The sequence below is a fragment of the Paraburkholderia sp. GAS199 genome (genome assembly GCF_050436585.1).
Classification (GTDB): domain Bacteria; phylum Pseudomonadota; class Gammaproteobacteria; order Burkholderiales; family Burkholderiaceae; genus Paraburkholderia.
Genome location: NZ_JBNDMM010000002.1, coordinates 612,809 through 634,364 on the forward strand (window position 1 = coordinate 612,809; position 21,556 = coordinate 634,364).

Annotated in this window: 24 protein-coding genes and 1 tRNA gene; 16 read left to right on the plus strand and 9 right to left on the minus strand. The window is 61.7% G+C overall.

Annotated features, from left to right (window positions below):
• The first annotated feature begins 117 nt into the window (after nucleotides 1-117).
• The 5 genes from hpf to P3T18_RS08790 all read left to right on the plus strand — a co-directional run bounded on the left by hpf (nucleotide 118) and on the right by P3T18_RS08790 (nucleotide 4,072).
• Entirely contained in the window at nucleotides 118-474 is a 357-nt protein-coding gene (hpf, locus tag P3T18_RS08770) for a ribosome hibernation-promoting factor, HPF/YfiA family (RefSeq protein ID WP_028199089.1), read from the plus strand.
• Between the two features lie 288 nt (nucleotides 475-762).
• Complete coding sequence (locus P3T18_RS08775; RefSeq protein WP_429300074.1) at nucleotides 763-1,278, plus strand: PTS sugar transporter subunit IIA; 516 nt, start codon at nucleotides 763-765, stop codon at nucleotides 1,276-1,278.
• 126 nt (nucleotides 1,279-1,404) lie between these two features.
• On the plus strand, nucleotides 1,405-2,373 hold the full coding sequence (gene hprK / locus P3T18_RS08780; RefSeq protein WP_007179412.1) for an HPr(Ser) kinase/phosphatase: 969 nt from the start codon (nucleotides 1,405-1,407) through the stop codon (nucleotides 2,371-2,373).
• Nucleotides 2,374-2,503: 130 nt separating this feature from the next.
• Nucleotides 2,504-3,397, plus strand: coding sequence for an RNase adapter RapZ (gene rapZ, locus P3T18_RS08785; protein ID WP_429299527.1), 894 nt, complete (start codon nucleotides 2,504-2,506; stop codon nucleotides 3,395-3,397).
• Between the two features lie 39 nt (nucleotides 3,398-3,436).
• The gene (locus tag P3T18_RS08790) at nucleotides 3,437-4,072 is read left to right on the plus strand and encodes an LON peptidase substrate-binding domain-containing protein (protein ID WP_429299528.1); all 636 of its coding nucleotides are present in this window, start codon (nucleotides 3,437-3,439) and stop codon (nucleotides 4,070-4,072) included.
• A gap of 12 nt (nucleotides 4,073-4,084) precedes the next feature.
• Here the strand turns inward: P3T18_RS08790 and mutY are convergent, their stop codons facing one another.
• Nucleotides 4,085-5,200, minus strand: a complete 1,116-nt coding sequence (gene mutY / locus P3T18_RS08795) for an A/G-specific adenine glycosylase (protein WP_429299529.1) — start codon at nucleotides 5,198-5,200, stop codon at nucleotides 4,085-4,087.
• A gap of 7 nt (nucleotides 5,201-5,207) precedes the next feature.
• Complete coding sequence (gene mutM, locus P3T18_RS08800) at nucleotides 5,208-6,038, minus strand: bifunctional DNA-formamidopyrimidine glycosylase/DNA-(apurinic or apyrimidinic site) lyase (RefSeq protein ID WP_429300075.1); 831 nt, start codon at nucleotides 6,036-6,038, stop codon at nucleotides 5,208-5,210.
• Between the two features lie 87 nt (nucleotides 6,039-6,125).
• Here mutM and P3T18_RS08805 point away from each other — a divergent pair, with 87 nt between their 5' ends.
• The 8 genes from P3T18_RS08805 (at nucleotide 6,126) to hisC (ending at nucleotide 13,343) form a co-directional block, all read left to right on the plus strand.
• Complete coding sequence (locus P3T18_RS08805) at nucleotides 6,126-7,979, plus strand: tetratricopeptide repeat protein (protein ID WP_429299530.1); 1,854 nt, start codon at nucleotides 6,126-6,128, stop codon at nucleotides 7,977-7,979.
• Nucleotides 7,979-8,611, plus strand: coding sequence for a lipoprotein insertase outer membrane protein LolB (lolB, locus tag P3T18_RS08810; RefSeq protein WP_429299531.1), 633 nt, complete (start codon nucleotides 7,979-7,981; stop codon nucleotides 8,609-8,611). Before P3T18_RS08805 ends, lolB begins: the two co-directional genes overlap by 1 nt.
• 91 nt (nucleotides 8,612-8,702) lie before the next feature.
• Nucleotides 8,703-9,584 carry a 4-(cytidine 5'-diphospho)-2-C-methyl-D-erythritol kinase gene (gene ispE, locus P3T18_RS08815; protein ID WP_429299532.1) on the plus strand — a complete coding sequence of 294 codons (882 nt, stop codon included), beginning with the start codon at nucleotides 8,703-8,705 and terminating at the stop codon, nucleotides 9,582-9,584.
• Nucleotides 9,585-9,636: 52 nt separating this feature from the next.
• Nucleotides 9,637-9,713, plus strand: a tRNA-Gln gene (locus P3T18_RS08820).
• Between the two features lie 46 nt (nucleotides 9,714-9,759).
• Nucleotides 9,760-10,716 (plus strand): ribose-phosphate pyrophosphokinase, encoded by a 957-nt coding sequence (locus P3T18_RS08825; protein ID WP_006048037.1) that lies wholly within the window; start codon nucleotides 9,760-9,762, stop codon nucleotides 10,714-10,716.
• Between the two features lie 155 nt (nucleotides 10,717-10,871).
• Nucleotides 10,872-11,492 carry a 50S ribosomal protein L25/general stress protein Ctc gene (locus P3T18_RS08830; protein ID WP_429299533.1) on the plus strand — a complete coding sequence of 207 codons (621 nt, stop codon included), beginning with the start codon at nucleotides 10,872-10,874 and terminating at the stop codon, nucleotides 11,490-11,492.
• A 141-nt stretch (nucleotides 11,493-11,633) separates the two neighbouring features.
• Nucleotides 11,634-12,236, plus strand: coding sequence for an aminoacyl-tRNA hydrolase (gene pth, locus P3T18_RS08835; RefSeq protein ID WP_429299534.1), 603 nt, complete (start codon nucleotides 11,634-11,636; stop codon nucleotides 12,234-12,236).
• A 27-nt stretch (nucleotides 12,237-12,263) separates the two neighbouring features.
• On the plus strand, nucleotides 12,264-13,343 hold the full coding sequence (hisC, locus tag P3T18_RS08840) for a histidinol-phosphate transaminase (protein ID WP_429299535.1): 1,080 nt from the start codon (nucleotides 12,264-12,266) through the stop codon (nucleotides 13,341-13,343).
• A gap of 70 nt (nucleotides 13,344-13,413) precedes the next feature.
• On the opposite strand, the gene P3T18_RS08845 is transcribed toward hisC, so the two are convergent.
• The 3 genes from P3T18_RS08845 to rsmD form a co-directional block, all read right to left on the minus strand.
• Nucleotides 13,414-13,671 carry a YfhL family 4Fe-4S dicluster ferredoxin gene (locus P3T18_RS08845; RefSeq protein WP_429299536.1) on the minus strand — a complete coding sequence of 86 codons (258 nt, stop codon included), beginning with the start codon at nucleotides 13,669-13,671 and terminating at the stop codon, nucleotides 13,414-13,416.
• Between the two features lie 63 nt (nucleotides 13,672-13,734).
• Entirely contained in the window at nucleotides 13,735-14,250 is a 516-nt protein-coding gene (gene coaD, locus P3T18_RS08850) for a pantetheine-phosphate adenylyltransferase (protein WP_429299537.1), read from the minus strand.
• A gap of 112 nt (nucleotides 14,251-14,362) precedes the next feature.
• Nucleotides 14,363-14,977, minus strand: a complete 615-nt coding sequence (rsmD, locus tag P3T18_RS08855; protein ID WP_429299538.1) for a 16S rRNA (guanine(966)-N(2))-methyltransferase RsmD — start codon at nucleotides 14,975-14,977, stop codon at nucleotides 14,363-14,365.
• A 241-nt stretch (nucleotides 14,978-15,218) separates the two neighbouring features.
• Here rsmD and ftsY point away from each other — a divergent pair, with 241 nt between their 5' ends.
• Complete coding sequence (gene ftsY / locus P3T18_RS08860; RefSeq protein ID WP_429299539.1) at nucleotides 15,219-16,352, plus strand: signal recognition particle-docking protein FtsY; 1,134 nt, start codon at nucleotides 15,219-15,221, stop codon at nucleotides 16,350-16,352.
• Nucleotides 16,353-16,453: 101 nt separating this feature from the next.
• Here ftsY and maiA read toward each other — a convergent pair whose 3' ends face one another.
• Both maiA and P3T18_RS08870 read right to left on the minus strand, forming a co-directional pair.
• Nucleotides 16,454-17,098 carry a maleylacetoacetate isomerase gene (gene maiA, locus P3T18_RS08865; RefSeq protein ID WP_429299540.1) on the minus strand — a complete coding sequence of 215 codons (645 nt, stop codon included), beginning with the start codon at nucleotides 17,096-17,098 and terminating at the stop codon, nucleotides 16,454-16,456.
• Nucleotides 17,099-17,120: 22 nt separating this feature from the next.
• On the minus strand, nucleotides 17,121-17,819 hold the full coding sequence (locus P3T18_RS08870; RefSeq protein ID WP_429299541.1) for a fumarylacetoacetate hydrolase family protein: 699 nt from the start codon (nucleotides 17,817-17,819) through the stop codon (nucleotides 17,121-17,123).
• Nucleotides 17,820-18,046: 227 nt separating this feature from the next.
• Between P3T18_RS08870 and ybiB the strand changes: the two genes are divergently transcribed.
• On the plus strand, nucleotides 18,047-19,015 hold the full coding sequence (gene ybiB / locus P3T18_RS08875; RefSeq protein ID WP_429299542.1) for a DNA-binding protein YbiB: 969 nt from the start codon (nucleotides 18,047-18,049) through the stop codon (nucleotides 19,013-19,015).
• 41 nt (nucleotides 19,016-19,056) lie between these two features.
• Here the strand turns inward: ybiB and P3T18_RS08880 are convergent, their stop codons facing one another.
• Entirely contained in the window at nucleotides 19,057-19,440 is a 384-nt protein-coding gene (locus P3T18_RS08880) for a nuclear transport factor 2 family protein (protein WP_429299543.1), read from the minus strand.
• A 43-nt stretch (nucleotides 19,441-19,483) separates the two neighbouring features.
• The gene (locus P3T18_RS08885; RefSeq protein ID WP_429299544.1) at nucleotides 19,484-20,047 is read right to left on the minus strand and encodes an acyloxyacyl hydrolase; all 564 of its coding nucleotides are present in this window, start codon (nucleotides 20,045-20,047) and stop codon (nucleotides 19,484-19,486) included.
• A 362-nt stretch (nucleotides 20,048-20,409) separates the two neighbouring features.
• Between P3T18_RS08885 and rpoH the strand changes: the two genes are divergently transcribed.
• A complete protein-coding gene (rpoH, locus tag P3T18_RS08890) occupies nucleotides 20,410-21,345 on the plus strand; it encodes an RNA polymerase sigma factor RpoH (protein ID WP_429299545.1) in 936 nt (311 codons plus the stop codon).
• Nucleotides 21,346-21,556: the final 211 nt, after the last annotated feature.

A 21,556-nucleotide genomic window follows, 5' to 3' on the forward strand; every position in this document is an offset into this window, starting at 1 on the left:
GCCGGCCGATGCGACCTGCCAGAAGTCAGTCACCGGGGGGCGACTCAGGCAAGCCGACAGATCGACCGGACCTACCTCATCGTGCGGACCAAGCGGCCATTAGCTTGGAGAAGCACTATGAATCTGCAGATCAGTGGACACCACCTCGAAGTAACGCCTGCGTTGCGCGAATACGTGATCACCAAACTGGATAGGGTGCTAAGACATTTCGATCAGGTAATCGACGGCAGTGTGGTCCTCTCGGTCGACAACCATAAGGAAAAGGAAAAGCGTCAAAAGGTGGAAATCAACCTCCATCTGAAGGGCAAAGACATTTTTGTCGAGAGCTGTGACAGCGACCTTTACGCTGCGATCGATCTGATGATCGACAAGCTCGACCGGCAAGTCATACGTCACAAGGATCGCCTGCAAGGCCATCAGCATGACGCGATCAAGTATCAACCGGCGCCGCTACTCGACGTGCCGCCGCAATAAGGGAAATTAGAAGGTTTTCTTTGTTTTCCCTTGTCCAGCTAAACCGCCCGGCATCGGGCGGTTTTTCGTTTCCGGGAGCCCTTTTCACGGCACGTTGCAAGCCCGATCGCACACCGGCAACAAACTTGCTGCAATCCATAGCGCATAGATGGCGCGCCGCACCATCGGTGGCTACCCTGTTCTATAATGTTCCGGTTACCATTGGGGACAGCAAGCTTTAACGGAAAAAGGTCGGCCGGAGCCTGCGTTTTTCAGACTCCCACGTACGCCGCCGTGAGCGTCAAACGAATGGAACGCCACTTAAATGCCCCAACGAGGAAAACCCAGGCCACGTTTTCGCCTGTCAACATGAATCGTTTAGCCAAATTTCTTCCCCTCGAGAACGTCGTCGTCGGACTATCGGTCACCAGCAAGAAGCGGGTGTTCGAGCAAGCAGGCCTGATCTTCGAGAACCAGAACGGCATCGCCCGTAGCACGGTCACTGACAATCTGTTTGCGCGCGAGCGCCTCGGATCGACGGGGCTCGGCGAAGGTGTCGCGATCCCGCACGGCCGGATCAAAGGCTTGAAACAACCGCTCGCCGCTTTCGTTCGCCTCGCCGAGCCCATTCCTTTCGAATCGCCCGACGGCCAGCCGGTCTCGCTGCTGATCTTCCTGCTCGTGCCCGAACAGGCCACGCAGCAGCACCTCGAAATTCTTTCGGAAATCGCCCAGTTGCTGTCCGATCGCGAAGCTCGCGAGCGCCTGCACACGGAAGAAGACCGCGAATCGTTGCATCGCCTGCTCACTCAGTGGCAACCTTGATGCATCGGCGGTTATCCGCACGCCGGTGACCCGCCCTGTGCGGGTTCCGCCTGGCGAGGTGCGCGTCCCGCGTTAGCGTGGCCGCGTTCTTAACAGGCAAGCGGTCCACACTGGAGTCACTGACTCATGGATACGTCCAGCATCAACGCCCAAAGCATTTTCGACGACAACGCCGCCACGCTGAAACTCAGCTGGCTGACGGGGCATGAAGGCTGGGAGCGCGGCTTTTCCTCGGAATCGGTCGCCAATGCCACGTCGAGCGCCGACCTCGTCGGCCACTTGAACCTGATCCACCCGAACCGGATCCAGGTGCTCGGCGACGCCGAAATCGACTACTACAAGCGCCAAACCGACGAAGACCGCTCGCGCCACATGGCCGAGCTGATCGCACTGGAGCCGCCGTTTCTGGTGGTGGCCGGCGGCGTAGCCGCACCGCCCGAACTGGTTCTGCGCTGCACGCGCTCGTCCACGCCGCTGTTCACCACGCCCATGTCGGCCGCCGCGGTGATCGACAGCCTGCGCCTTTACATGTCGCGCATCCTGGCGCCGCGCGCCACGCTGCACGGCGTGTTTCTCGACATCCTCGGCATGGGCGTGCTGCTCACCGGCGACTCCGGCCTCGGCAAGAGCGAACTCGGCCTGGAACTGATCAGCCGCGGACACGGCCTCGTGGCCGACGACGCCGTCGACTTCGTGCGCCTCGGCCCGGATTTCGTCGAAGGACGCTGCCCGCCGCTGCTGCAAAACCTGCTCGAAGTGCGCGGTCTCGGCCTGCTCGACATCAAGACGATCTTCGGTGAAACCGCGGTGCGCCGCAAAATGAAGCTCAAACTCATCGTGCAACTGGTGCGTCGTCCGGACGGCGAATTTCAGCGGCTGCCGCTGGAAAGCCAGACCGTCGACGTGCTCGGCCTGCCTATCAGCAAGGTCACCATCCAGGTGGCGGCAGGCCGCAACCTGGCCGTGCTGGTCGAAGCCGCCGTGCGCAATACGATCCTGCAACTGCGTGGCATCGATACGCTGCGCGACTTCATGGATCGCCAGCGCCTCGCCATGCAAGACCCGGACAGCCAGTTCCCCGGCAAACTGATCTGAGTCGGCAATCCGGCCGGGCGGCGCTCTCGCGCGTCTCGCGCGGTCCGGATGCGCCCGCGGCCCAGGGCAGGCTGCGGGTACGCGCAGAGAGACCAGATGCTATGATGAACTGTACGGATTTCACGACTCCATGCGCATAATCCTGATCACCGGTATCTCCGGCTCCGGCAAGTCTGTTGCCCTGAACGCGCTAGAAGACGCAGGCTATTACTGCGTCGACAATCTGCCGCCGCGCTTCCTGCCGCAACTCGCCAACTACCTCGCCGAAGCCGGACAAGAACGGCTCGCGGTCGCCATCGACGCACGTTCGAGCGCTTCGCTCGACGAAATGCCCGCGATGATCCGCGACCTCTCGCGCGCCCACGACGTGCGCGTGCTGTTCCTCAACGCCAGCACGCAGTCGCTCATCCAGCGTTTCTCCGAAACTCGCCGCCGCCATCCGCTCTCCGGATCAACCGCGCACGACGCCGACGTCGGCCTGCTGACTTCGCTCGCCGAAGCAATCGAGCGCGAACGCGAACTCGTCGCCGGTCTCGCGGAATTCGGCCATCAGATCGACACCAGCAATCTGCGGGCGAACGTTTTGCGCGCGTGGGTCAAACGCTTCATCGAGCAGGAACACACTGGCCTCGTGCTGATGTTCGAGTCGTTCGGATTCAAACGCGGCGTGCCGCTCGACGCCGATTTCGTATTCGACGTACGCACGCTGCCGAACCCGTACTACGATCATGAATTGCGGCCGCTCACCGGCCTCGACAAACCCGTGGTGGATTTTCTCGACGCGCTGCCGGTCGTACATGAAATGATCGACGACATCGAGAAGTTTCTCGCCAAGTGGCTGCCGCATTTCCGCGACGACAATCGCAGCTATCTCACCGTCGCGATCGGTTGCACGGGCGGCCAGCACCGCTCGGTGTTCATTGCGGAGACGCTCGCCGCGCGTCTCGCAAGTCAGGCGAATGTGATTGTGCGGCATCGCGATGCGCCGGTAGACGCCGGCCAGTCATCGAAGTTAGTGGCTTAACTGGCCGCATCGCGCGGCCTCAACTCGAAGCGTTGCGCCATGTCTTCTACTTCTGCTGTGATCGCCGATTTGCCGTTGTTCCCGCTGCATACCGTGCTGTTCCCCGACGGCCTGCTGCCGCTGAAAATCTTCGAAGCGCGCTATCTCGACATGGCGCGCGAATGTCTGCGCGAGAAAACGCCGTTCGGCGTGTGTCTGCTGAAGAGCGGCGCCGAGGTGGCGCGTGCGGAAGAACCTTCGGTGCCTGAGTCGGTCGGCTGTCTTGCCGAAATCGACGAGTGCGATGTCGAAGCGTTCGGCATGCTGCTGATCCGCTCGCGCGGCACGCGGCGGTTTCGTCTGCTGTCGCATCGCGTGGAAAGCAGCGGTTTGCTGGTCGGCATGGCGGAGCCGCTCGGCGACGACCTGCCGCTCGAAGGCAACGATCAACTGGCGAAATTCGGCGCCTGCGCGGAAGTGCTCGAACGCATCATCGCGACGATCCGCGAGCGCGATCCGGACAGTCTGCCGTTCGCCGAGCCGTTCAGACTCGAAGACCCGTCATGGGTGTCGAACCGGTTAGCCGAAGTGCTGCCGATCGCGCTGCGCGCACGGCAGAAGCTCATGGAATTGCAGGACGCCGGCGCACGCATCGACGTGGTTCACCACTACATGCAGCAACATCAGCTGCTCTGAGATTGCGCGCATTCAGAGCAGCGTGCCGTGCAGACTGTCCAGCAGTTTGCGCACCGGTGCCGGGACGCCGAACGAATCCAGATCGCTGAGCGCGACCCATGCCGTGTCCGCGTCGCCCAGAGCGGCCAGCGCGCCTACGCCACGATCCAGCTCGGCGATGCGCGGCTCGATATCCAGTTTGAAATGCGTGAAAACGTGCGTGAGCGGCGCGAGCGGCGAGACCGCTCCGTTACTGCCGAAGCCCCGTGCACGGTCGGCGAGCGCGGCTTCGTCGGCCGCTTCGGGAAGACTCCACAGGCCACCCCAGATGCCCGACGGCGGGCGCTTTTCCAGCATCACGGCATTGCCGTCACGCAGCACCAGCATCCATGTGCGTCGCGTCGGTACGGTTTTCTTGGGACGTGAAGTGGGCAATTGACGCTGACGGCCGGTGACGTTCGCCACGCAATCGACCGCGAACGGGCAGCGCAGACAATCCGGCTTGCCGCGCACGCACAGCGTTGCGCCGAGGTCCATCAATCCCTGCGTGTAAGCGCTGACATCGCTATCCGACGCATTGGACGGCAGCAACGATTCCGCCAGCGTCCACATGGCGTTTTCCACTTTTTTCTCGCCCGGAAAACCTTCGACGCCGAATACGCGCGCCAGCACCCGTTTCACATTGCCGTCGAGAATCGTGGCGCGCGCACCGAACGCGAACGAAGCGATCGCCGCCGCCGTCGAGCGGCCGATGCCCGGCAGTTCCGCGAGTTCCTCGACCGTGGACGGAAACGCGCCGCCATGCTGTTCGACCACCGCCTGCGCGCAGCGATGCAGATTGCGTGCTCGCGTGTAGTAGCCGAGGCCGGCCCACAGCGCCATCACGTCGTCGACCGGCGCCGTGGCCAGCGCGGCGACATCCGGGAAACGCGCGAGAAACCTTGCGTAGTACGGAATGACGGTCGACACCTGGGTCTGCTGCAACATGATTTCCGACAGCCAGATGCGATATGGATCGCGCGTGTTCTGCCACGGCAGATCGTGGCGGCCGTGCTGGCGCTGCCACGCGATCAGCCGCGTTGCGAAATCCGGCATGGCCGGCAAGGCGGATGTCCCGGACGTGGCGGAAGGTGTCAAACGAGAAGGCATCGGAAATTTAGCGCTGGCAGGTAGGACAGAAATAAGTTGAACGCTGCCCTTGCACGATCTGCCTGATCGGCGTTGCGCACACGCGGCACGGCAGCCCGGCGCGATCATAGACGAAATAATCGAGCTGAAAGTAGCCACTTTCGCCGTTACTGCCGACGAAGTCACGCAGCGTGCTGCCGCCTTTCTCGATCGCAGCGGCAAGCGTCACGCGAACGGCGTCGGCGAGAAGCCCGTACCGCACGAGCGACACGCGGCCCGCCGCGGTGGTCGGCCGGATGCCCGCGCGGAAGAGGCTTTCGGACGCGTAGATATTGCCCACGCCCACCACGATTTCACCCGCGAGCAGCGCCTGCTTGACGGACACCTTGCGTCCGCGTGTCAGCCGATGCATCAGCGCGCCGGTGAACGCGGGCGAGAACGGCTCGACGCCGAGGCCGGCCAACAGCGGATGTTCAAGCACGTCGCCGGCATCGCGCGGATGCCAGAGCACCGCGCCAAAGCGGCGCGGGTCGCGATAGCGCAAAATGAAGTCGTCGAAGATCCAGTCGATGTGATCGTGCTTCGCGGCGGCCGGCGGTTTCGGCACGTGACGCAGCACGCGCAGCGTCCCAGTCATGCCAAGATGCACAATGAACCAGCCGTCGTCGATTTCGAATAAAAGATACTTGCCGCGGCGCTCGACTTTACGCACCACATGGCCGCGCAAGGTTTTAGCAAGGTCGGCAGGAATCGGCCAACGTAGTGCGGGCGTACGTACATCCACGCGCTCAACCTTGCGCCCGGACACATACGGTTCGATTCCCCGTCGGGTAACCTCAACTTCTGGCAACTCTGGCATGTCTAACTGGTCTGCAACTTGCGTGAGTGGTTGTGCGCGTATTGTAGCGAGCGCGTTACAATCGTCCGAAACATTGAACGGATTTCCATGAACTTGTCCTTCGTGAAGCTGTTTTTGAAGCGCCCGGCTAGCGCATCCCGTCGCGCGTCCGGCGTGCCGCACGCAGTGTCCGCTCGCCGGATGCTAGGTGCCGCTGCGCTCGCAGTCTGGGCGCTGGCCGCCGCGCCTGCGCACGCGCAGGACCCGTCGCCGGACTCGGATGACACATCCGTCACCTTGCCGGATCCGCTCGGCCCCGCTTCAGCGGAAGACCAGAAGGCGCTGCCCAACGTCCAGCTGTCGAGCCAGATCGTATTCCAGGTGCTGGCTGCAGAGGTCGCGCTGCAACGCGACCAGCCGGCGCCCGCTTATCAGACCTACCTCGCGCTTGCCCGCGACACGCACGATCCCCGCATGGCGCAACGTGCCACCGAGATCGCGCTGGCTGCGCAGAGCCCGTCAGATGCGCTGGCGGCAGCTCAACTGTGGCAGCAGTATGCGCCGAACTCCGAGCGCGCCGCGCAACTCGATGCGTCGTTACTCGTGTTGTCGGGCAAACCGGACGACGCCGCGCCGATTCTTTCGCGCGAACTCGCCCGAGTGCCGGCGGAGAATCGCGGCAGTGCCATCCTTGCGTTGCAGTTGCTGCTTTCGCGTGGCCCGAACCGCATCGGCGGCCTGCATGTATTGCAAGATCTGCTGAAGAACGACATGAACCGGCCGGAGGCGCAACTCGCCATCGCCCGTCAGCAACTCGTGTCCGACGACGCACCGGGCGCGCGCAAGTCGCTCGAGCAGGCGCTCACACTCAAGCCCGACTATTTGCCGGCGGCGTTGATGCTGTCGCAAATGGGCCCCGAGGAACGCAAGGAAGGTATCGCGTCGCTCGAAAAGTACGTGCAGCAGAATCCGAAATCGCATGACGCGCGGCTCGCGCTGGCGCAGATGTATCTCGCCAGCGACCGTCTGGACGACGCGCAGAAGCAATTCGAGATCATGCACAAGAACAACGCGGCCGACCTCACGCCGCTCATGGCGCTCGCGCTGATCAAGATTCAGCAGAAGAATTTCACCGACGCGCAGACGTATCTCACGCAGTACGCTCAGCAGGCGGAGAAAACGCCGGGCGCCGATCCGGGCCAGGCCTACATCTATCTTGCGCAGTTGTCGCTCGAACAGAAGAACGAAGCGGCTGCGACCGATTGGCTCAACAAGGTGTCGCCGTCGAGCCAGCAATTCGTGCCGGCGCAGATCACGCGGGCGCAACTGCTCGCCAAGCAGGGCAAGCCCGACGACGCCCGTAAGCTGCTTGCCAGCTTGCAGGCACCGGACCCGCGCGACCAGGCATTGATCGTCCGTACCGACGCGGCCATCCTGTTCGACGCGAAGCGCTACACCGACGCCGAGAAAGCTCTGCAACAAGCCACCGCAGCTTTCCCGGACGACCCCGATCTGACCTACGACTACGCAATGGCCGCCGAAAAAACCGGCCACTACGATGTCATGGAAGCGCAATTGCGCAAGCTGATCCAGACGCAGCCGGACAATCCGCAGGCTTATAACGCCCTCGGCTATTCGCTCGCCGATCGCAACCAGCGGCTCGCGGAAGCGGACAAGCTGGTGGAGAAGGCTTCGTCGCTGGCGCCGAACGACGCTTTCATCATGGACAGCGTGGGTTGGGTCAAATACCGCATGGGCGACACGTCCGACGCGATCAAACTGCTGCGCAAGGCTTACGACATGCAGCCCAACGCAGAAATCGGTGCGCATCTGGGCGAAGTGCTGTGGAAAACCGGCGACCAGGATCAGGCTCGCGCGGCCTTCCGCGACGCGCGCAAGCTCGAGCCGGACAACGACACGCTCGTCAAAACGCTGCAACGTCTTCAGGTAAACGATCTTTGATGCGTCTTTCCCGTTTGCTCTCTTATCCCCGGGCGCCGCGTGGCGCGGTGCTCGGTTTCGCCGCGGCGGCCGCCATCGCGCTCGCCGGCTGTGCGTCGGTCAAGCCGCAAGGTCCGTCTACGTCGAATGCAGCCACGTCGGTCACGGCGCAGACCAGCCGTTCGTATGAAGGCCGCTTCGCGATCCAGTACAACGACCAGAACGGTCAGCAGCGCAATGCCTACGGCAACTTCACGTGGCAGGAAACCGGCGACACCGTGACGCTGCAGCTTCGCAATCCGCTCGGACAAACTTTGGCCGTCGTGACTTCGTCACCTGCGTCGGCCACGCTCGAATTGCCCAACCGCCAACCGCTCACCGCCGACAACGTCTCCACGCTGATGCAGAACGCACTCGGCTTCGCGTTGCCGGTTGAGGGTTTGCGCTACTGGCTGCAACCGTCGCCCGCGCCCACCTCGCGCGCAAAGACAGAGAAAGATCCGGAACAGCCGTCGCGCCTGAAGCAGATCACGCAGGACGGCTGGACGATCGACTATCTGGCTTACGCCGACGCGCCGGCTACCGGCGTCAAGCGCCTGAATCTGAGCCGCTCGGAACCTCCGCTCGACATCAAGCTCGTACTGAATCAGTAGCCCGTACCGTGCCGCCTGAAACGGCACGGCTGCTTCTTTCTTCGGTTTTCCTTCGCTTCTTCCGCGCCCTGCGGCGCACGTAGCCCGAATCATGATTGAAACCACCGATTCGCTGCGCGACTGTCTCGCGCCAGCGAAACTCAACCTCTTCCTGCACATCACCGGACGTCGGTCGGACGGCTATCACACGCTGCAAACGGTCTTCCAGTTGCTCGACTGGGGCGACACCTTGCACTTCACGCGACGCAACGACGGCCTCATCACACGCAGCACCGAAATCGCCGACGTCCCACCCGAACACGACCTGACCGTGCGCGCAGCAACGTTGCTGAAAGCGCACACCGGCTCTCCGGAAGGTGTCGACATCGAGATCGAGAAGCGTTTGCCGATGGGCGCCGGCCTCGGCGGCGGCAGTTCGGACGCCGCGACGACATTGCTTGCGTTGAACCGCTTGTGGAAGCTCGATCTGCCGCGCCTCGAATTGCAGGCGCTGGCATTGAAACTTGGCGCAGACGTCCCGTTCTTTGTTTTCGGAAAAAATGCGTTCGCGCAGGGTGTCGGAGAGGCGTTAGACGTTGTACAATTGCCGCCGCGGCATTTCCTGGTTGTAACGCCGAGGGTTCATGTACCGACTGCAGCGATTTTTTCCGAAAAAGCGTTGACAAGAGATTCAAAGCCCCTCATAATTACGGACTTTCCTGCAGAACTTAGCTGCAACACTGAATGGCCGGAAAGTTTTGGCCGTAATGACATGCAGCGGGTTGTCGTAGGAAAATACGCGGAAGTAGCGCAAGTGCTGCGATGGTTTGAAAACGTCGCGCCAGCGCGGATGTCTGGATCAGGTGCAAGTGTTTTTGCAGCGTTCCGTAGTAAAGCTGAAGCAGAAGCGGTGCAAGCCAAACTGCCAAGCGAATGGAACAGCGCAGTGACTGCAGGTCTCGATCAGCATCCACTCTTTACTTTCGCGTCATAAGTTTTGCGTCGTCGAACGAAACTCCACGTTCGGTGAAGCTCAAAGTTAGTGTAGGGGAGTCGCCAAGTTGGTTAAGGCACCGGATTTTGATTCCGGCATTCGAAGGTTCGACTCCTTCCTCCCCTGCCAAAAATTCTCGCATTTCCCCTCGCCCCCAGCCTGAAGTAGGTGCACGATGAGCAGCCATGACGGCCTGATGGTTTTTACTGGCAACGCAAATCCCGCGCTTGCACAGGAAGTCGTCAAAATCCTCGGTATTCCCCTCGGCAAAGCAATGGTTAGCCGTTTCTCGGACGGTGAAATCCAGGTCGAGATTCAGGAAAACGTACGTGGCAAGGATGTTTTCGTCCTGCAATCCACGTGCGCACCGGCGAATGACAACCTGATGGAACTGATGATCATGGTCGATGCGCTCAAGCGCGCATCCGCCGGCCGGATCACCGCTGCCATCCCCTACTTTGGTTATGCCCGTCAAGATCGTCGCCCGCGTTCCGCGCGCGTCGCCATTTCGGCGAAGATCGTGGCGAACATGCTGGAAATCGCGGGTGTCGAGCGGATCATTACGATGGATCTGCACGCCGACCAGATTCAAGGCTTCTTCGATATTCCGGTCGACAATATCTACGCTACGCCCGTGCTGCTCGGCGATCTGCGCAAGCAGAATTACGAGAACCTGCTGGTCGTTTCGCCTGACGTCGGCGGCGTGGTGCGTGCACGAGCGTTGGCAAAACAACTGAATTGCGACCTCGCTATCATCGACAAACGCCGCCCGAAGGCGAACGTTGCCGAAGTGATGAACATCATCGGTGAAGTCGAAGGCCGTACGTGCGTGATCATGGACGACATGGTCGACACCGCAGGTACGCTTTGCAAGGCTGCGCAGGTTTTGAAGGAACGTGGTGCGAAGCAGGTATTCGCCTACGCCACCCACCCGGTTCTGTCGGGCGGCGCGGGCGAGCGGATCGCAGCTTCGGCACTCGACGAACTCGTTGTCACCGACACGATTCCGCTGGGCGAGGAAGCTCGTTCGTGCGCCAAGATTCGTTCGTTGACTAGCGCCGGCCTGCTTGCCGAAACGTTCTCGCGCATTCGTCGCGGCGATTCGGTCATGTCGCTGTTCGCCGAAAGTTAAGTATTTGCGAGAGCGCAACGTGTTTAGCACGTTGCGCTTTTGCACAATTGGCATGAACGAACGAAGGTTCGTGCCATCGCTCTGGGCCTCAGCCGTTATGGTTTCGAGGCCCTGTTTTTACTGCCTGGTCGCGGGCAGTGCATTGGAGATTCAACATGAAAGTAGTCGCTTTCGAGCGTTCTTTGCAAGGTACGGGTGCGAGCCGCCGCCTGCGTATCTCGGGCAAGACCCCGGGCATCGTATATGGCGCTGGTGCTGAAACGCAATTGGTCGAACTGGACCACAACGCACTTTGGCACGCGCTGAAGAAAGAAGTTTTCCACTCGTCGATTCTCGATCTGGAAGTTGGTGGCAAGTCGCAACAGGTTCTGCTGCGCGACGTGCAATACCACCCGTTCCGTCAGCTCGTGCTGCACGTGGACTTCCAACGTGTCGACGCGAAGAAGAAGCTGCACACCAAGGTGCCGCTGCACTTCATGAACCAGGAAACCAACCCGGCAGTGAAGCTGTCGAGCGCGGTGATCTCGCACGTCCTCAACGAAATCGAAGTCGAGTGCCTGCCGTCGGCACTGCCGGAATTCCTCGAAGTCGACCTGGCGAAGATCGAAGCTGGTCAGTCGCTGCATGCCAAGGATATCGTCCTGCCGGCAGGCGTCACCCTGGTTGCTCACGTTGAAGCAGAAAACCCGGTCGTCGCAGCTGCAACGATCCCGGCTGGCGCAATCGCTGAAGGCGACGCCGCTGCTGCAAGCGAAGGCGAAACGCCGGCTGCTTAAGCTGCACTGAGCGAGCAATCCTCTCGAGCCGTTTCAATGAAACGGTCGACGTGACCCGCCGAGGTTCTCTTCGGCGGGTTTTTTTTCGCTTTTTTTGGCTCGGCCGCCAGTGGCATGCGAGCCAGATGGACCCACGCAATCATGATCAAGCTGATCGTCGGCCTCGGCAATCCGGGCGCCGAATACACCGCGACGCGCCACAATGCCGGCTTCTGGCTGGTCGATCAACTCGCGCGCGAAGCCGGCACGACGCTGCGCGACGAACGGCGCTTCCACGGTTTTTATGCAAAAGCGCGTCTTCATGGCGAGGAAGTCCACCTGCTGGAGCCGCAGACCTACATGAATCGCTCGGGTCAATCGGTTGTGGCCGTGGCGCAGTTCTTCAAGATTCTTCCGGATGAAATTCTCGTCGCGCATGACGAACTCGACATGCCGCCCGGCAGCGTCAAGCTCAAGCTCGGTGGCGGCAGCGGCGGTCATAATGGTCTGAAGGACATCACCGCGCATCTCTCGTCGCAGCAGTACTGGCGCTTGCGGATCGGGATCGGGCATCCGCGCGATCTGATTCCTGAGAGCGCGCGTGCCGGCGCCAAGCCGGACGTCGCCAATTACGTGCTGAAGCCGCCGCGGCGCGAAGAACAGGACGTCATCGACGCCTCCATCGAGCGCGCCCTTGCTGTCATGCCGCAAGTTATCAAAGGCGAACTTGAACGCGCCATGATGCAACTGCACCGCAACGCGTAGCCGTTTCGCCATCTACAGGAGAATCGCTTGAGCCGCTTCTGGAGCGACATCGTTCACCGTCTGACGCCTTACGTGCCCGGCGAGCAGCCGACGCTCACGCATCCGGTGAAGCTGAACACCAACGAGAATCCGTATCCGCCCTCGCCCCGCGTGCTCGACGCGATCCGCCGCGAACTCGGCGAAACCGCCGACTCGCTGCGCCGCTATCCCGATCCGACTGCGCGCCAGCTTCGCGAGACGGTCGCCAACTATCACGGCCTGCGCGTTGAGCAGGTGTTTGCAGGCAATGGCTCCGACGAAGTGCTAGCTCTTACGTTCCAGGCACTGCTCAAACACGACAAGCCGCTGCTGTTTCCTGACGTCACGTACAGCTTCTATCCAACCTACGCGCGGCTTTTCGAAGTCGACTATCGGACCATTCCGCTCGACGACAACTTCGCGATCGACGTGGACGACTACACGACGCCCAACGGCGGGATATTATTCCCGAATCCGAACGCGCCCACGGGACGCCCTTTGCCGCTCGCCGACATCGAGCGCCTAGTGGCGCGCAACACCGACGACGTCGTGGTGATCGACGAAGCGTATGTCGATTTCGGCGCAGAATCGGCGATTGCGTTGATCGATCGCTATCCCAACCTTCTGGTGATCCAGACGGTGTCCAAATCGCGTTCGTTGGCCGGCATGCGGGTGGGCTTCGCGTTCGGCAACGCCGATCTGATCGACGCGCTGAATCGCGTGAAAGACAGCTTCAACTCCTATCCGCTCGATCGTCTGGCGCAAGTGGCTGCGGTCGCGGCGTATGAAGACGAAGCGTGGTTCCGCGACAGTTGCGCCAAAGTGATCGCTAGCCGCGAGCGGCTTGCCGCAGGACTGGCAGCCCTCGGTTTCAATGTCGTGCCGTCGGCGGCGAATCTGCTGTTCGCAAGCCATAAAAGCCACGACGCAGCCATGCTCACAGCGAGGTTAAGGGAGAAGCAGATTTTCGTGCGTCACTTCAACGCGCCGAGAATCGCCCAGCATTTGCGAATCTCGGTGGGCACCGACGCCGAGTGCGAAATTCTGCTTGAGGCACTGCAAAACATTCTCAGCGACCGTACCAGCTGACATTGTCGGCAGCACGATAAGATAGCGGCCCAAATAAAAACGGCGAGGTATTCATCTCGCCGTTTTCCGTTCACGCGCTCTTTTCCGCTTGTAGCGCGTGGTATTTCGCCATCAACCCGTCCGGTGTTTCCAGATGCTCCGGATCGCGCGGAATACATTCCACCGGACACACCTGAATACACTGCGGCTCGTCGAAGTGACCGACACACTCGGTGCACTTCTTCGGGTCGATCACATAGATTTCCGGGCCCATCGAAATTGCGTCGTTCGGGCACTCGGGCTCGCACACGTCGCAATTGATGCACTCGTCGGTAATCATCAAGGCCATACATCTCTCACTTCACGCCGGCCGAAGCCGGCTTTGATCCGTCAAACCGCTAGTTTACGCCGGTTACGGTTGTCCCGCCGAAGCGTTGCCGTTCGGGTCGAGCGCGGCGACTTTTTCCTTCAGCCATTTTTCGACCGACGGAAACACGAACTTGCTGACATCTCCGCCCAATTGTGCGATTTCGCGCACGATCGTACCTGAGATGAACTGATATTGATCGGATGGCGTCATGAACATGGTTTCGACGTCCGGCAACAGATAGCGATTCATGCCGGCCATCTGAAACTCGTATTCGAAGTCGGAAACAGCGCGCAGGCCGCGCACGATCACGCGCGCGTTATTCGTACGCACGAAATCTTTCAGCAGCCCTTTGAAGCTCATCACCTGCACGTTCGGATAGTGGCCAAGCACCTCGTGCGCAATATCGAGGCGCTCTTCCAGGGTGAAGAATGGCTTCTTGTTGCGGCTGTCGGCAACACCCACCACCAGCGTGTCGAAAATGCTCGACGCGCGTCGAACGAGGTCTTCGTGACCGCGCGTCAGCGGGTCGAACGTGCCCGGGTACACGGCGACTACCATGAGAACTCTCCTCTCTTCAGACAAATGGGCACGTCAAAGCGTCCACGCGACGCATTTGGCACCGACCGCGCGCGTGACGATGTTCCGCCCGGCGCTTGTTTTGGAACGCGCATTATTCCTCATTTTCGCGCTGCAGCAAATGAAAGTGGACAGCGCCCGCTTTGCCCTGCCGCACGATTTCCCAGCCTGCCAGGGTCTCATTGCCATCCAGCACGAGCGCCTCACCGGCTTCGACATAAAGAAAACCCGCCGCGCTCACGAGCGGCACGGCAAGACCAAGCGCCTTCGCCAGCAGATCGGCGCCAAACGGCGGATCGAGAAACACCACGTCGAATGATCCGGGCGGCAGACTTGCAGCAAGGCGCAGGCCGTCCGCCTCTGCAATTTCGATCGTGCGTGCAGCCAGGCGTTCCTGATTGGCGCGCAACTGGCTCGCGGCCCGCGCATTGCGCTCTACCATCAGTACGCGCGCCGCGCCGCGCGACGCGGCCTCGAAGCCGAGCGCTCCGCTGCCCGCAAACAGATCGAGGCAACGCTGGCCGTCGAGCCGCTGGCCGAGCCAGTTGAACAGCGTTTCGCGCACGCGGTCGGGCGTGGGGCGCAGGCCGTCGAGGTCGAGCACGGGCAAAGGCGTACGCTTCCAGTCGCCGCCGATGATGCGAATGGCGTGCGCTTTGCCGCCTTTGGAGGAAGCGCCGTGGGCGCGTGATGGTGCGGAACGGGGCATGCAGTTTCAGTTACGTTGAGAAGGCGCCCGCCACGCCAATGCGTGCGGGTCGGAGAGCCAACGTTACCACAGGGGCGCGCCACGTCCACCCTGGCCATCCGGCCGATACGACGCCCGGCGGCGCGCCTGATAAAATGTGCGGCTTCCAGCGCCTTGCATCCCGCATCGCAACGCTGCCTGCCGCTCCCGCCGGTGCTGTACCGGCTGCGCGCATCGGCGCGCGCTCTCACCACGCCAGATCATGTTCAGCTTTTTCAAACGATTCAAGGGTTCGAAAGAGTCCGATAACGCGCCAGAAGAATCGCAGGCGTCGTCCGAGGCCGCGGTCGAGCTGCCCTCGGTCGCGCCCGCCGTCACGCCGGTAGAACCGTACATCGAGCCGCTTCTGCCCGAGCCGGAAGAGCCGGAAGAACTGGAAGAGTCCACGTTCGAGGCCGTCGAGATCGTACCGCCGCCCGCGCAGGATGCCGGCGCGAGACGTTCCTGGCTCACCCGCCTGAAAACGGGCCTGTCGAAAACCAGTTCGAGCCTGACCGGCATCTTCGTCGGCACGAAGATCGACGAAGACCTGTACGAAGAACTCGAAACGGCGCTGCTGATGTCCGACGCCGGCGTCGACGCGACCGAGTTCCTGCTCGAATCCCTGCGCGAAAAAGTGCGCTCGGAGCGCCTGAGCGATCCGCAACAGGTCAAGACGGCGCTGCGCACGTTGCTGATCGACCTGCTCAAGCCGCTCGAGAAATCGCTGATGCTCGGCCGCGCACAACCGCTCGTCATGATGATCGCCGGGGTCAACGGGGCGGGCAAGACGACCAGCATCGGCAAGCTTGCCAAGCATCTGCAAAGCTTCGATCAATCCGTGCTGCTGGCCGCGGGCGATACCTTCCGCGCCGCGGCTCGCGAGCAGCTGGCTATCTGGGGTCAACGCAATAACGTGACGGTGGTGGCGCAGGAAAGCGGCGATCCGGCAGCGGTCATTTTCGACGCGGTCGGCGCCGCCCGGGCTCGCAAGATCGACGTGATGATGGCCGACACCGCCGGCCGTCTGCCGACACAGTTGCACCTGATGGAAGAGTTGCGGAAGGTGAAGCGCGTGATCGGCAAGGCGCAAGATGGCGCACCGCATGAAGTGCTGCTCGTGATCGACGCGAATACCGGTCAGAACGCGCTGGCCCAGGTCAAGGCTTTCGACGACGCACTCGGCCTCACCGGCCTGATCGTCACCAAGCTCGACGGTACGGCGAAGGGCGGCATTCTGGCTGCCATTGCCCGGCAGCGGCCGATTCCCGTGTATTTCATCGGAGTCGGCGAAAAGGTGGAAGACCTGCAGCCGTTCAGCGCGGAAGAATTCTCCGACGCGTTGCTCGGCGGCTGATTCCAGCAAACAGGCTGGCAGCCAAGCACCAAAGCTGATCCGCACCGCATACGCAAAAAGGGCGCTCCAAGGAGCGCCCTTTTTTCATCGCCACGCCGACATCACTCCGCGTCGGGCTGCGCGCCGGGCGCCGCTTTGGCGAAGGCGTCGATTTGCATCGCGTGGTCGTAAATGCGCTGAATGGTCGGAAACTTTGCGGTCTCCACCTTGAAGCGCTGCGCGTTGAACACCTGCGGAATCAGACACGCGTCGGCCAGCGTCGGCGTGTCGCCGAGACAGAGCTTACCGGTGCGCGCATTGCCCGCCAGATTCGCTTCGAGCGTGGCGAAGCCGGACTCGATCCAATGCTTGTACCAGGCGTCCTTGGCGACATCGTCGACCTGCAACGTGTGTTTCAGGTACTTCAGCACGCGCAGGTTGTTCAGCGGATGAATCTCGCAGGCCACCGCCAGCGCGACCGATCGCACGTACGCGCGATCCGCGGGCGTGCCGGGCAGCAGCGACGGCTCCGGATGCGTTTCCTCCAGATACTCGATGATCGCCAGCGACTGCGGCATCGTTTCGTTGCCGTCCACGAAGGTGGGCACGATGCCGTCGAGATTGACCTTGCGATACTCGGGCTTCAGCTGCTCGCCGCCGTCACGCACGAGGTGCACCGGCAGGTAGTCGTACGGCAGGTTCTTGACGTTCAACGCAATGCGCACGCGATACGACGCCGAACTGCGGAAATAGCTGTATAGCTTCATTGTTGTCTCCCCCGAGCCGATTTCAGACAACGCGAACGCTCAACTCGCCGAGGCCATCCACGCCGCCCTTCATCAGGTCGCCCTTCACGACTGCGCCGACGCCTTCCGGTGTGCCGGTAAAAATCAGGTCGCCCGGCTGCAGTTCGAACAGCGTCGACAGATAGGCGATCGTTTCGCCCACGGACCAGATCAGTTGCGACACGTCCGAATTCTGCTTTTCCTCGCCGTTGACCGACAACCAGATCGCGCCTTTCGCAATATGGCCGACGGTAGTGACCGGATGAATCGGTCCGAGCGGCGCGGAATGGTCGAAGCCCTTCGCGGTATCCCACGGACGGCCGAGCTTTTTCGCTTCCGCCTGCAAATCGCGGCGCGTCATGTCGAGACCGAGCGCGTAGCCGTACACGTGATCGAGCGCGCTGTCGGCCGCAATGTCTTTGCCGCCCTTGCCGATCGCCGCGACCATTTCCATCTCGAAGTGCACGTTTTTCGACAGCGTCGGATAGGGGAATTCGCCAGTCGCGCCAGGCGCCACGTACAACACGGCGTCGGCGGGTTTGGCGAAGAAGAACGGCGGCTCGCGGTCGGGATCGTGTCCCATCTCGCGCGCGTGCGCCTCGTAGTTACGGCCCACACAATAGATGCGACGCACCGCGAATAGCTCGCTCGACCCCACGACCGGCACCGCGACCTGCGGTGCGGGTGCAAACACGTAACTCATCCCGTTCTCCGTCTTTAGAAGGCACCGCCTGCGCGGCACGAAAAGTTCGAGTGTAACGCGCGGCAAAGCGCCGCGCGCGGGCGGCCGGCAAGCCATTGCCTTACCCGACGCACGGACGCGATGTCTCGCCGATTGGCCATAGATGCGATACTCACACCAGATCAGCGTCCCTTGAATACCGTGGCGGTTGTCGAAAGACAGCACGCCACCCCGTCCCACTGCGCCCGATGACCGACTCCGCCGACACCATTCCCTTTCCCTGCGCCCGATTCATCAAGGAAATCGGTCGTGGACCGAACGGCGCGCGCGCCCTGACCGCCGACGACACGCGCGAACTCTACACGGCCATGCTCGACGGCCGTGTGGACGATCTCGAACTCGGCGCGGTGCTGCTTGCCTATCGCGTGAAAGGCGAAACCGCGGACGAACTCGCGGCCATGCTGGCCGGCGCGCACGCGTCGTTCGACCCGCTGCACCTGCCGCACGCCGAGTTTCGTCCCGTCTCGATCCCGACCTACAACGGCGCGCGCAAGCAGCCGAATCTGGTGCCGCTGCTCGCCCTGCTGCTGGCGCGCGAAGGCGTGCCGGTGCTGGTGCACGGCGTCACGGAAGACCCCGGCCGCGTGACGAGCGCGGAAATCTTCCAGCATCTGCACATTCCGCACGCGCAGTCGCACGCCGACATCGAAGACGGCCTCGCCGAGCGCCGCCTCGCCTTCGCACCGATCGAAGTGCTCGCGCCGAAGCTCGCGCGTCTGCTGGCGCTGCGTCGGCGTATGGGCGTACGAAACTCGACGCACACGCTGGTGAAGATCCTGCAACCGTTCGCGCCCGCCGGGCTGCGCCTCGTGAACTACACGCACCCGCCGTATCGCGACAGCCTGACCCAGCTATTCAACACGCATCCCGACGCAGCCGCCGGCGGCGCCTTGCTGGCGCGCGGCACCGAAGGCGAGGCCGTGGCGGACACGCGTCGTCAGGTACAGGTGGACTGGTTGCACGACGGCGTCTGCGAGACGCGCGTGCCGCACGAGCGCTCGTCGCCGGACGCGCCCGAGGTCGAATTGCCGGAAGCGCGCGACGCGCCCACCACCGCCGCCTGGATCGCCGCCGTCTTGCGCGGCGAGGCGCCCGTGCCGAGCGCGATCGAACGGCAGGTGGAATTGATCGTGGACGTCGCGAAAACGGCCGTCTAACCGGAGCGCGTCTCGAGCACCGACGCGCGGCACAGCCCGATTCACTCGATCGCGCAGCGCGTGGCCTGCCACGCGATCAGCCGCCACTGGCCGTCTTCCTGAGTGTGAATGGCGGTGTAGGCGATAGGAAACAGCAGCGCGCCGTTGTTTGCTTCCATCTCGATCAACGCGCGGCCGGTCACGACGCACGTTTCGCTTCCCACCGGCAGCACGTCCTGCGACTGCACTTCGATCTGCCGATAGCGGCGGCGGCCGCCCGTTATGCCATCGATGAACTGCCGCTTCGTCTCGCGCTTGCCGTTCGTGTGCACGTAGCTCACGTTCTCGGCCAGCAACGAGTCGAGCGACTGTCCGTCGCCGTCGACCATGGCCCGAAAGCGCTCTCGCTCGAGTCCGCGAATCGCTTCGATTATCTTTGCCGCCATTGCTCAGCCCCTTGCACCGGTAAGCCGAACGTGGCCACGGTCGTCAGAAGTTATATTGCAAATATAGCTGGTGGAAATTTATACCAGGATTCGGCTCTTTGATACCGCCGTTGGAAATATGCTGGAACCGGTAGCCCACCTGGTACTGCTGGTGGTTGCCGATCTGCACGCCCACGCCGGCCATCGGCGTGAACTGGAACGCTGTCGAATAATTGTAGTCAGAAGAGACGGTGGGACTCGTCAGCAGACGTACGCCCGCCCCCGCTTCCACGAACGGCCGGATCGAGCCCGAGCCCTTGATGAAGCGGATGATCGGCGTCACGCCAAATTCGCCAATATTTTTGTGAATGTTGGCCTCATCGGTGTGCCATAAGGCCGCATGCGCTTCGCCGATCAGCGCGAAGTGCCAGTCGCCGATTTGCCACCACGTCAGATTCGGATCCCACACAAAGCCGAGATCGTACTTCTTGAAGTGGTGATCGCCCGTGCCGACGGCAAATTGCACGCCGAACTGGTCGGCCGCCGCCAACCCGGACGCGCAGGCCAGCACAGCCGCGCAAACCCCATTTAGAGCCAGACCACGCAACACGCTTTTTTTGTTGTTCATCGAACACCCGAGCTAGCCGAACGTTGATTACCTTCTGAATGTTGCCCCTATTCTAAAGACAATCTCAAAATGTTGGATCGTCTGAAGAAATCTATTTTTTCGCAATTAGTCACTTCAGATTCAGAAAAAATCGAACACATGTTAGATCGAAAGGCCGTTGTTAGGTAATTTCTACGGTCCAAACATGCACGCCGCAAGAGGCGTAAGATGGCTATCAGAATTTGAATTTCAATAGGAATTTGCGGAACTTGGATGACCCTACGCCCTCTAAGTATTAGCACTCGGTAATTCAGAGTGCTAACATCCAACGCTGGAGTCGTTCTCTGAACAAGCTTTTGTTTGATTCCAAAGGAGTTTTACACGTGAGCCATGCAATGACCCTTCCGAATACTCTGAGCCCGTCGTCGGCTAAGGCCGCTTCGGCAGGTGCACTGGCGCTCTCGCATTCCTCGCTGCTGCCCGGTCAACTGGGCAATATCGACGCCTACATCCAGGCCGTAAATCGGATTCCGATGCTGACGCCGGCGGAAGAACGCCAGTTCGCCACCGAATTTCGCGAGCAGGACAACCTCGTCTCTGCGCGCCGTCTCGTCCTGTCGCACTTGCGGCTGGTCGTGTCGATCGCGCGCAACTATCTGGGCTATGGACTGCCGCACGCCGACCTGATTCAGGAAGGCAATATCGGCCTCATGAAGGCCGTGAAGCGCTTCGACCCGGAGCAGAACGTACGTCTCGTTTCGTACGCCATGCACTGGATCAAGGCAGAGATCCACGAATACATCCTGCGCAACTGGCGCATGGTGAAGGTCGCCACCACCAAGGCGCAGCGCAAGCTGTTCTTCAACCTGCGCAGCCACAAGCAGGGTCTGGGCGCGTTCACGCCTGACGAGATCGAAGGTCTCGCCCAGGAACTGAACGTGAAGCGCGAAGAAGTGGCTGAGATGGAAACGCGTCTGTCGGGCGGCGATATCGCGCTCGAAGGTCAGGTCGAAGACGGCGAGGAGTCGTACGCGCCGATCGCCTATCTGGCCGACTCGCACAGCGAGCCGACCGCCGTGCTGGCTTCGCGTCAGCGCGACAAGCTGCAAAGCGACGGCATCGCCAGCGCGCTGGACGCACTCGACGCACGCAGCCGTCGCATCATCGAGGCTCGCTGGCTGAAGGTGGAAGACGACGGTTCGGGTGGCTCCACGCTGCACGAACTCGCCGACGAATTCGGCGTGTCGGCCGAGCGTATCCGCCAGATCGAAGCGAGCGCCATGAAGAAAATGCGCGGCGCACTCGCCGAATATGCGTAAGCCGTAATTCGCCTCCGCGCGGCGATTCAATCGTCGTGCAAGGCACAGTTCGCCAAGCCCCGCCCTCGCAAGAAGGCGGGGCTTTTTTCTGCCCGCTCCCATCCGCAACCGCGCACTTGCGCCTCTCCACATACCGACTCCGAAACTCGCTTCACCACGCGCGCTCGGGAACACCTTTCTTGACGTAACACAAAGCCGGTAGCAATACTGT

Excerpts from the sequence above, each read along its gene's own strand:
- hpf (WP_028199089.1), top strand. The coding sequence starts at position 118 with ATGAATCTGCAGATCAGTGGACACCACCTCGAAGTAACGCCTGCGTTG.
- P3T18_RS08775 (WP_429300074.1), top strand. The coding sequence starts at position 763 with ATGGAACGCCACTTAAATGCCCCAACGAGGAAAACCCAGGCCACGTTT.
- hprK (WP_007179412.1), top strand. The coding sequence starts at position 1,405 with ATGGATACGTCCAGCATCAACGCCCAAAGCATTTTCGACGACAACGCC.
- rapZ (WP_429299527.1), top strand. The coding sequence starts at position 2,504 with ATGCGCATAATCCTGATCACCGGTATCTCCGGCTCCGGCAAGTCTGTT.
- P3T18_RS08790 (WP_429299528.1), top strand. The coding sequence starts at position 3,437 with ATGTCTTCTACTTCTGCTGTGATCGCCGATTTGCCGTTGTTCCCGCTG.
- mutY (WP_429299529.1), bottom strand. The coding sequence starts at position 5,200 with ATGCCTTCTCGTTTGACACCTTCCGCCACGTCCGGGACATCCGCCTTG.
- mutM (WP_429300075.1), bottom strand. The coding sequence starts at position 6,038 with ATGCCAGAGTTGCCAGAAGTTGAGGTTACCCGACGGGGAATCGAACCG.
- P3T18_RS08805 (WP_429299530.1), top strand. The coding sequence starts at position 6,126 with ATGAACTTGTCCTTCGTGAAGCTGTTTTTGAAGCGCCCGGCTAGCGCA.
- lolB (WP_429299531.1), top strand. The coding sequence starts at position 7,979 with ATGCGTCTTTCCCGTTTGCTCTCTTATCCCCGGGCGCCGCGTGGCGCG.
- ispE (WP_429299532.1), top strand. The coding sequence starts at position 8,703 with ATGATTGAAACCACCGATTCGCTGCGCGACTGTCTCGCGCCAGCGAAA.
- P3T18_RS08825 (WP_006048037.1), top strand. The coding sequence starts at position 9,760 with ATGAGCAGCCATGACGGCCTGATGGTTTTTACTGGCAACGCAAATCCC.
- P3T18_RS08830 (WP_429299533.1), top strand. The coding sequence starts at position 10,872 with ATGAAAGTAGTCGCTTTCGAGCGTTCTTTGCAAGGTACGGGTGCGAGC.
- pth (WP_429299534.1), top strand. The coding sequence starts at position 11,634 with ATGATCAAGCTGATCGTCGGCCTCGGCAATCCGGGCGCCGAATACACC.
- P3T18_RS08845 (WP_429299536.1), bottom strand. The coding sequence starts at position 13,671 with ATGGCCTTGATGATTACCGACGAGTGCATCAATTGCGACGTGTGCGAG.
- coaD (WP_429299537.1), bottom strand. The coding sequence starts at position 14,250 with ATGGTAGTCGCCGTGTACCCGGGCACGTTCGACCCGCTGACGCGCGGT.
- rsmD (WP_429299538.1), bottom strand. The coding sequence starts at position 14,977 with ATGCCCCGTTCCGCACCATCACGCGCCCACGGCGCTTCCTCCAAAGGC.
- ftsY (WP_429299539.1), top strand. The coding sequence starts at position 15,219 with ATGTTCAGCTTTTTCAAACGATTCAAGGGTTCGAAAGAGTCCGATAAC.
- maiA (WP_429299540.1), bottom strand. The coding sequence starts at position 17,098 with ATGAAGCTATACAGCTATTTCCGCAGTTCGGCGTCGTATCGCGTGCGC.
- P3T18_RS08870 (WP_429299541.1), bottom strand. The coding sequence starts at position 17,819 with ATGAGTTACGTGTTTGCACCCGCACCGCAGGTCGCGGTGCCGGTCGTG.
- ybiB (WP_429299542.1), top strand. The coding sequence starts at position 18,047 with ATGACCGACTCCGCCGACACCATTCCCTTTCCCTGCGCCCGATTCATC.
- P3T18_RS08880 (WP_429299543.1), bottom strand. The coding sequence starts at position 19,440 with ATGGCGGCAAAGATAATCGAAGCGATTCGCGGACTCGAGCGAGAGCGC.
- P3T18_RS08885 (WP_429299544.1), bottom strand. The coding sequence starts at position 20,047 with ATGAACAACAAAAAAAGCGTGTTGCGTGGTCTGGCTCTAAATGGGGTT.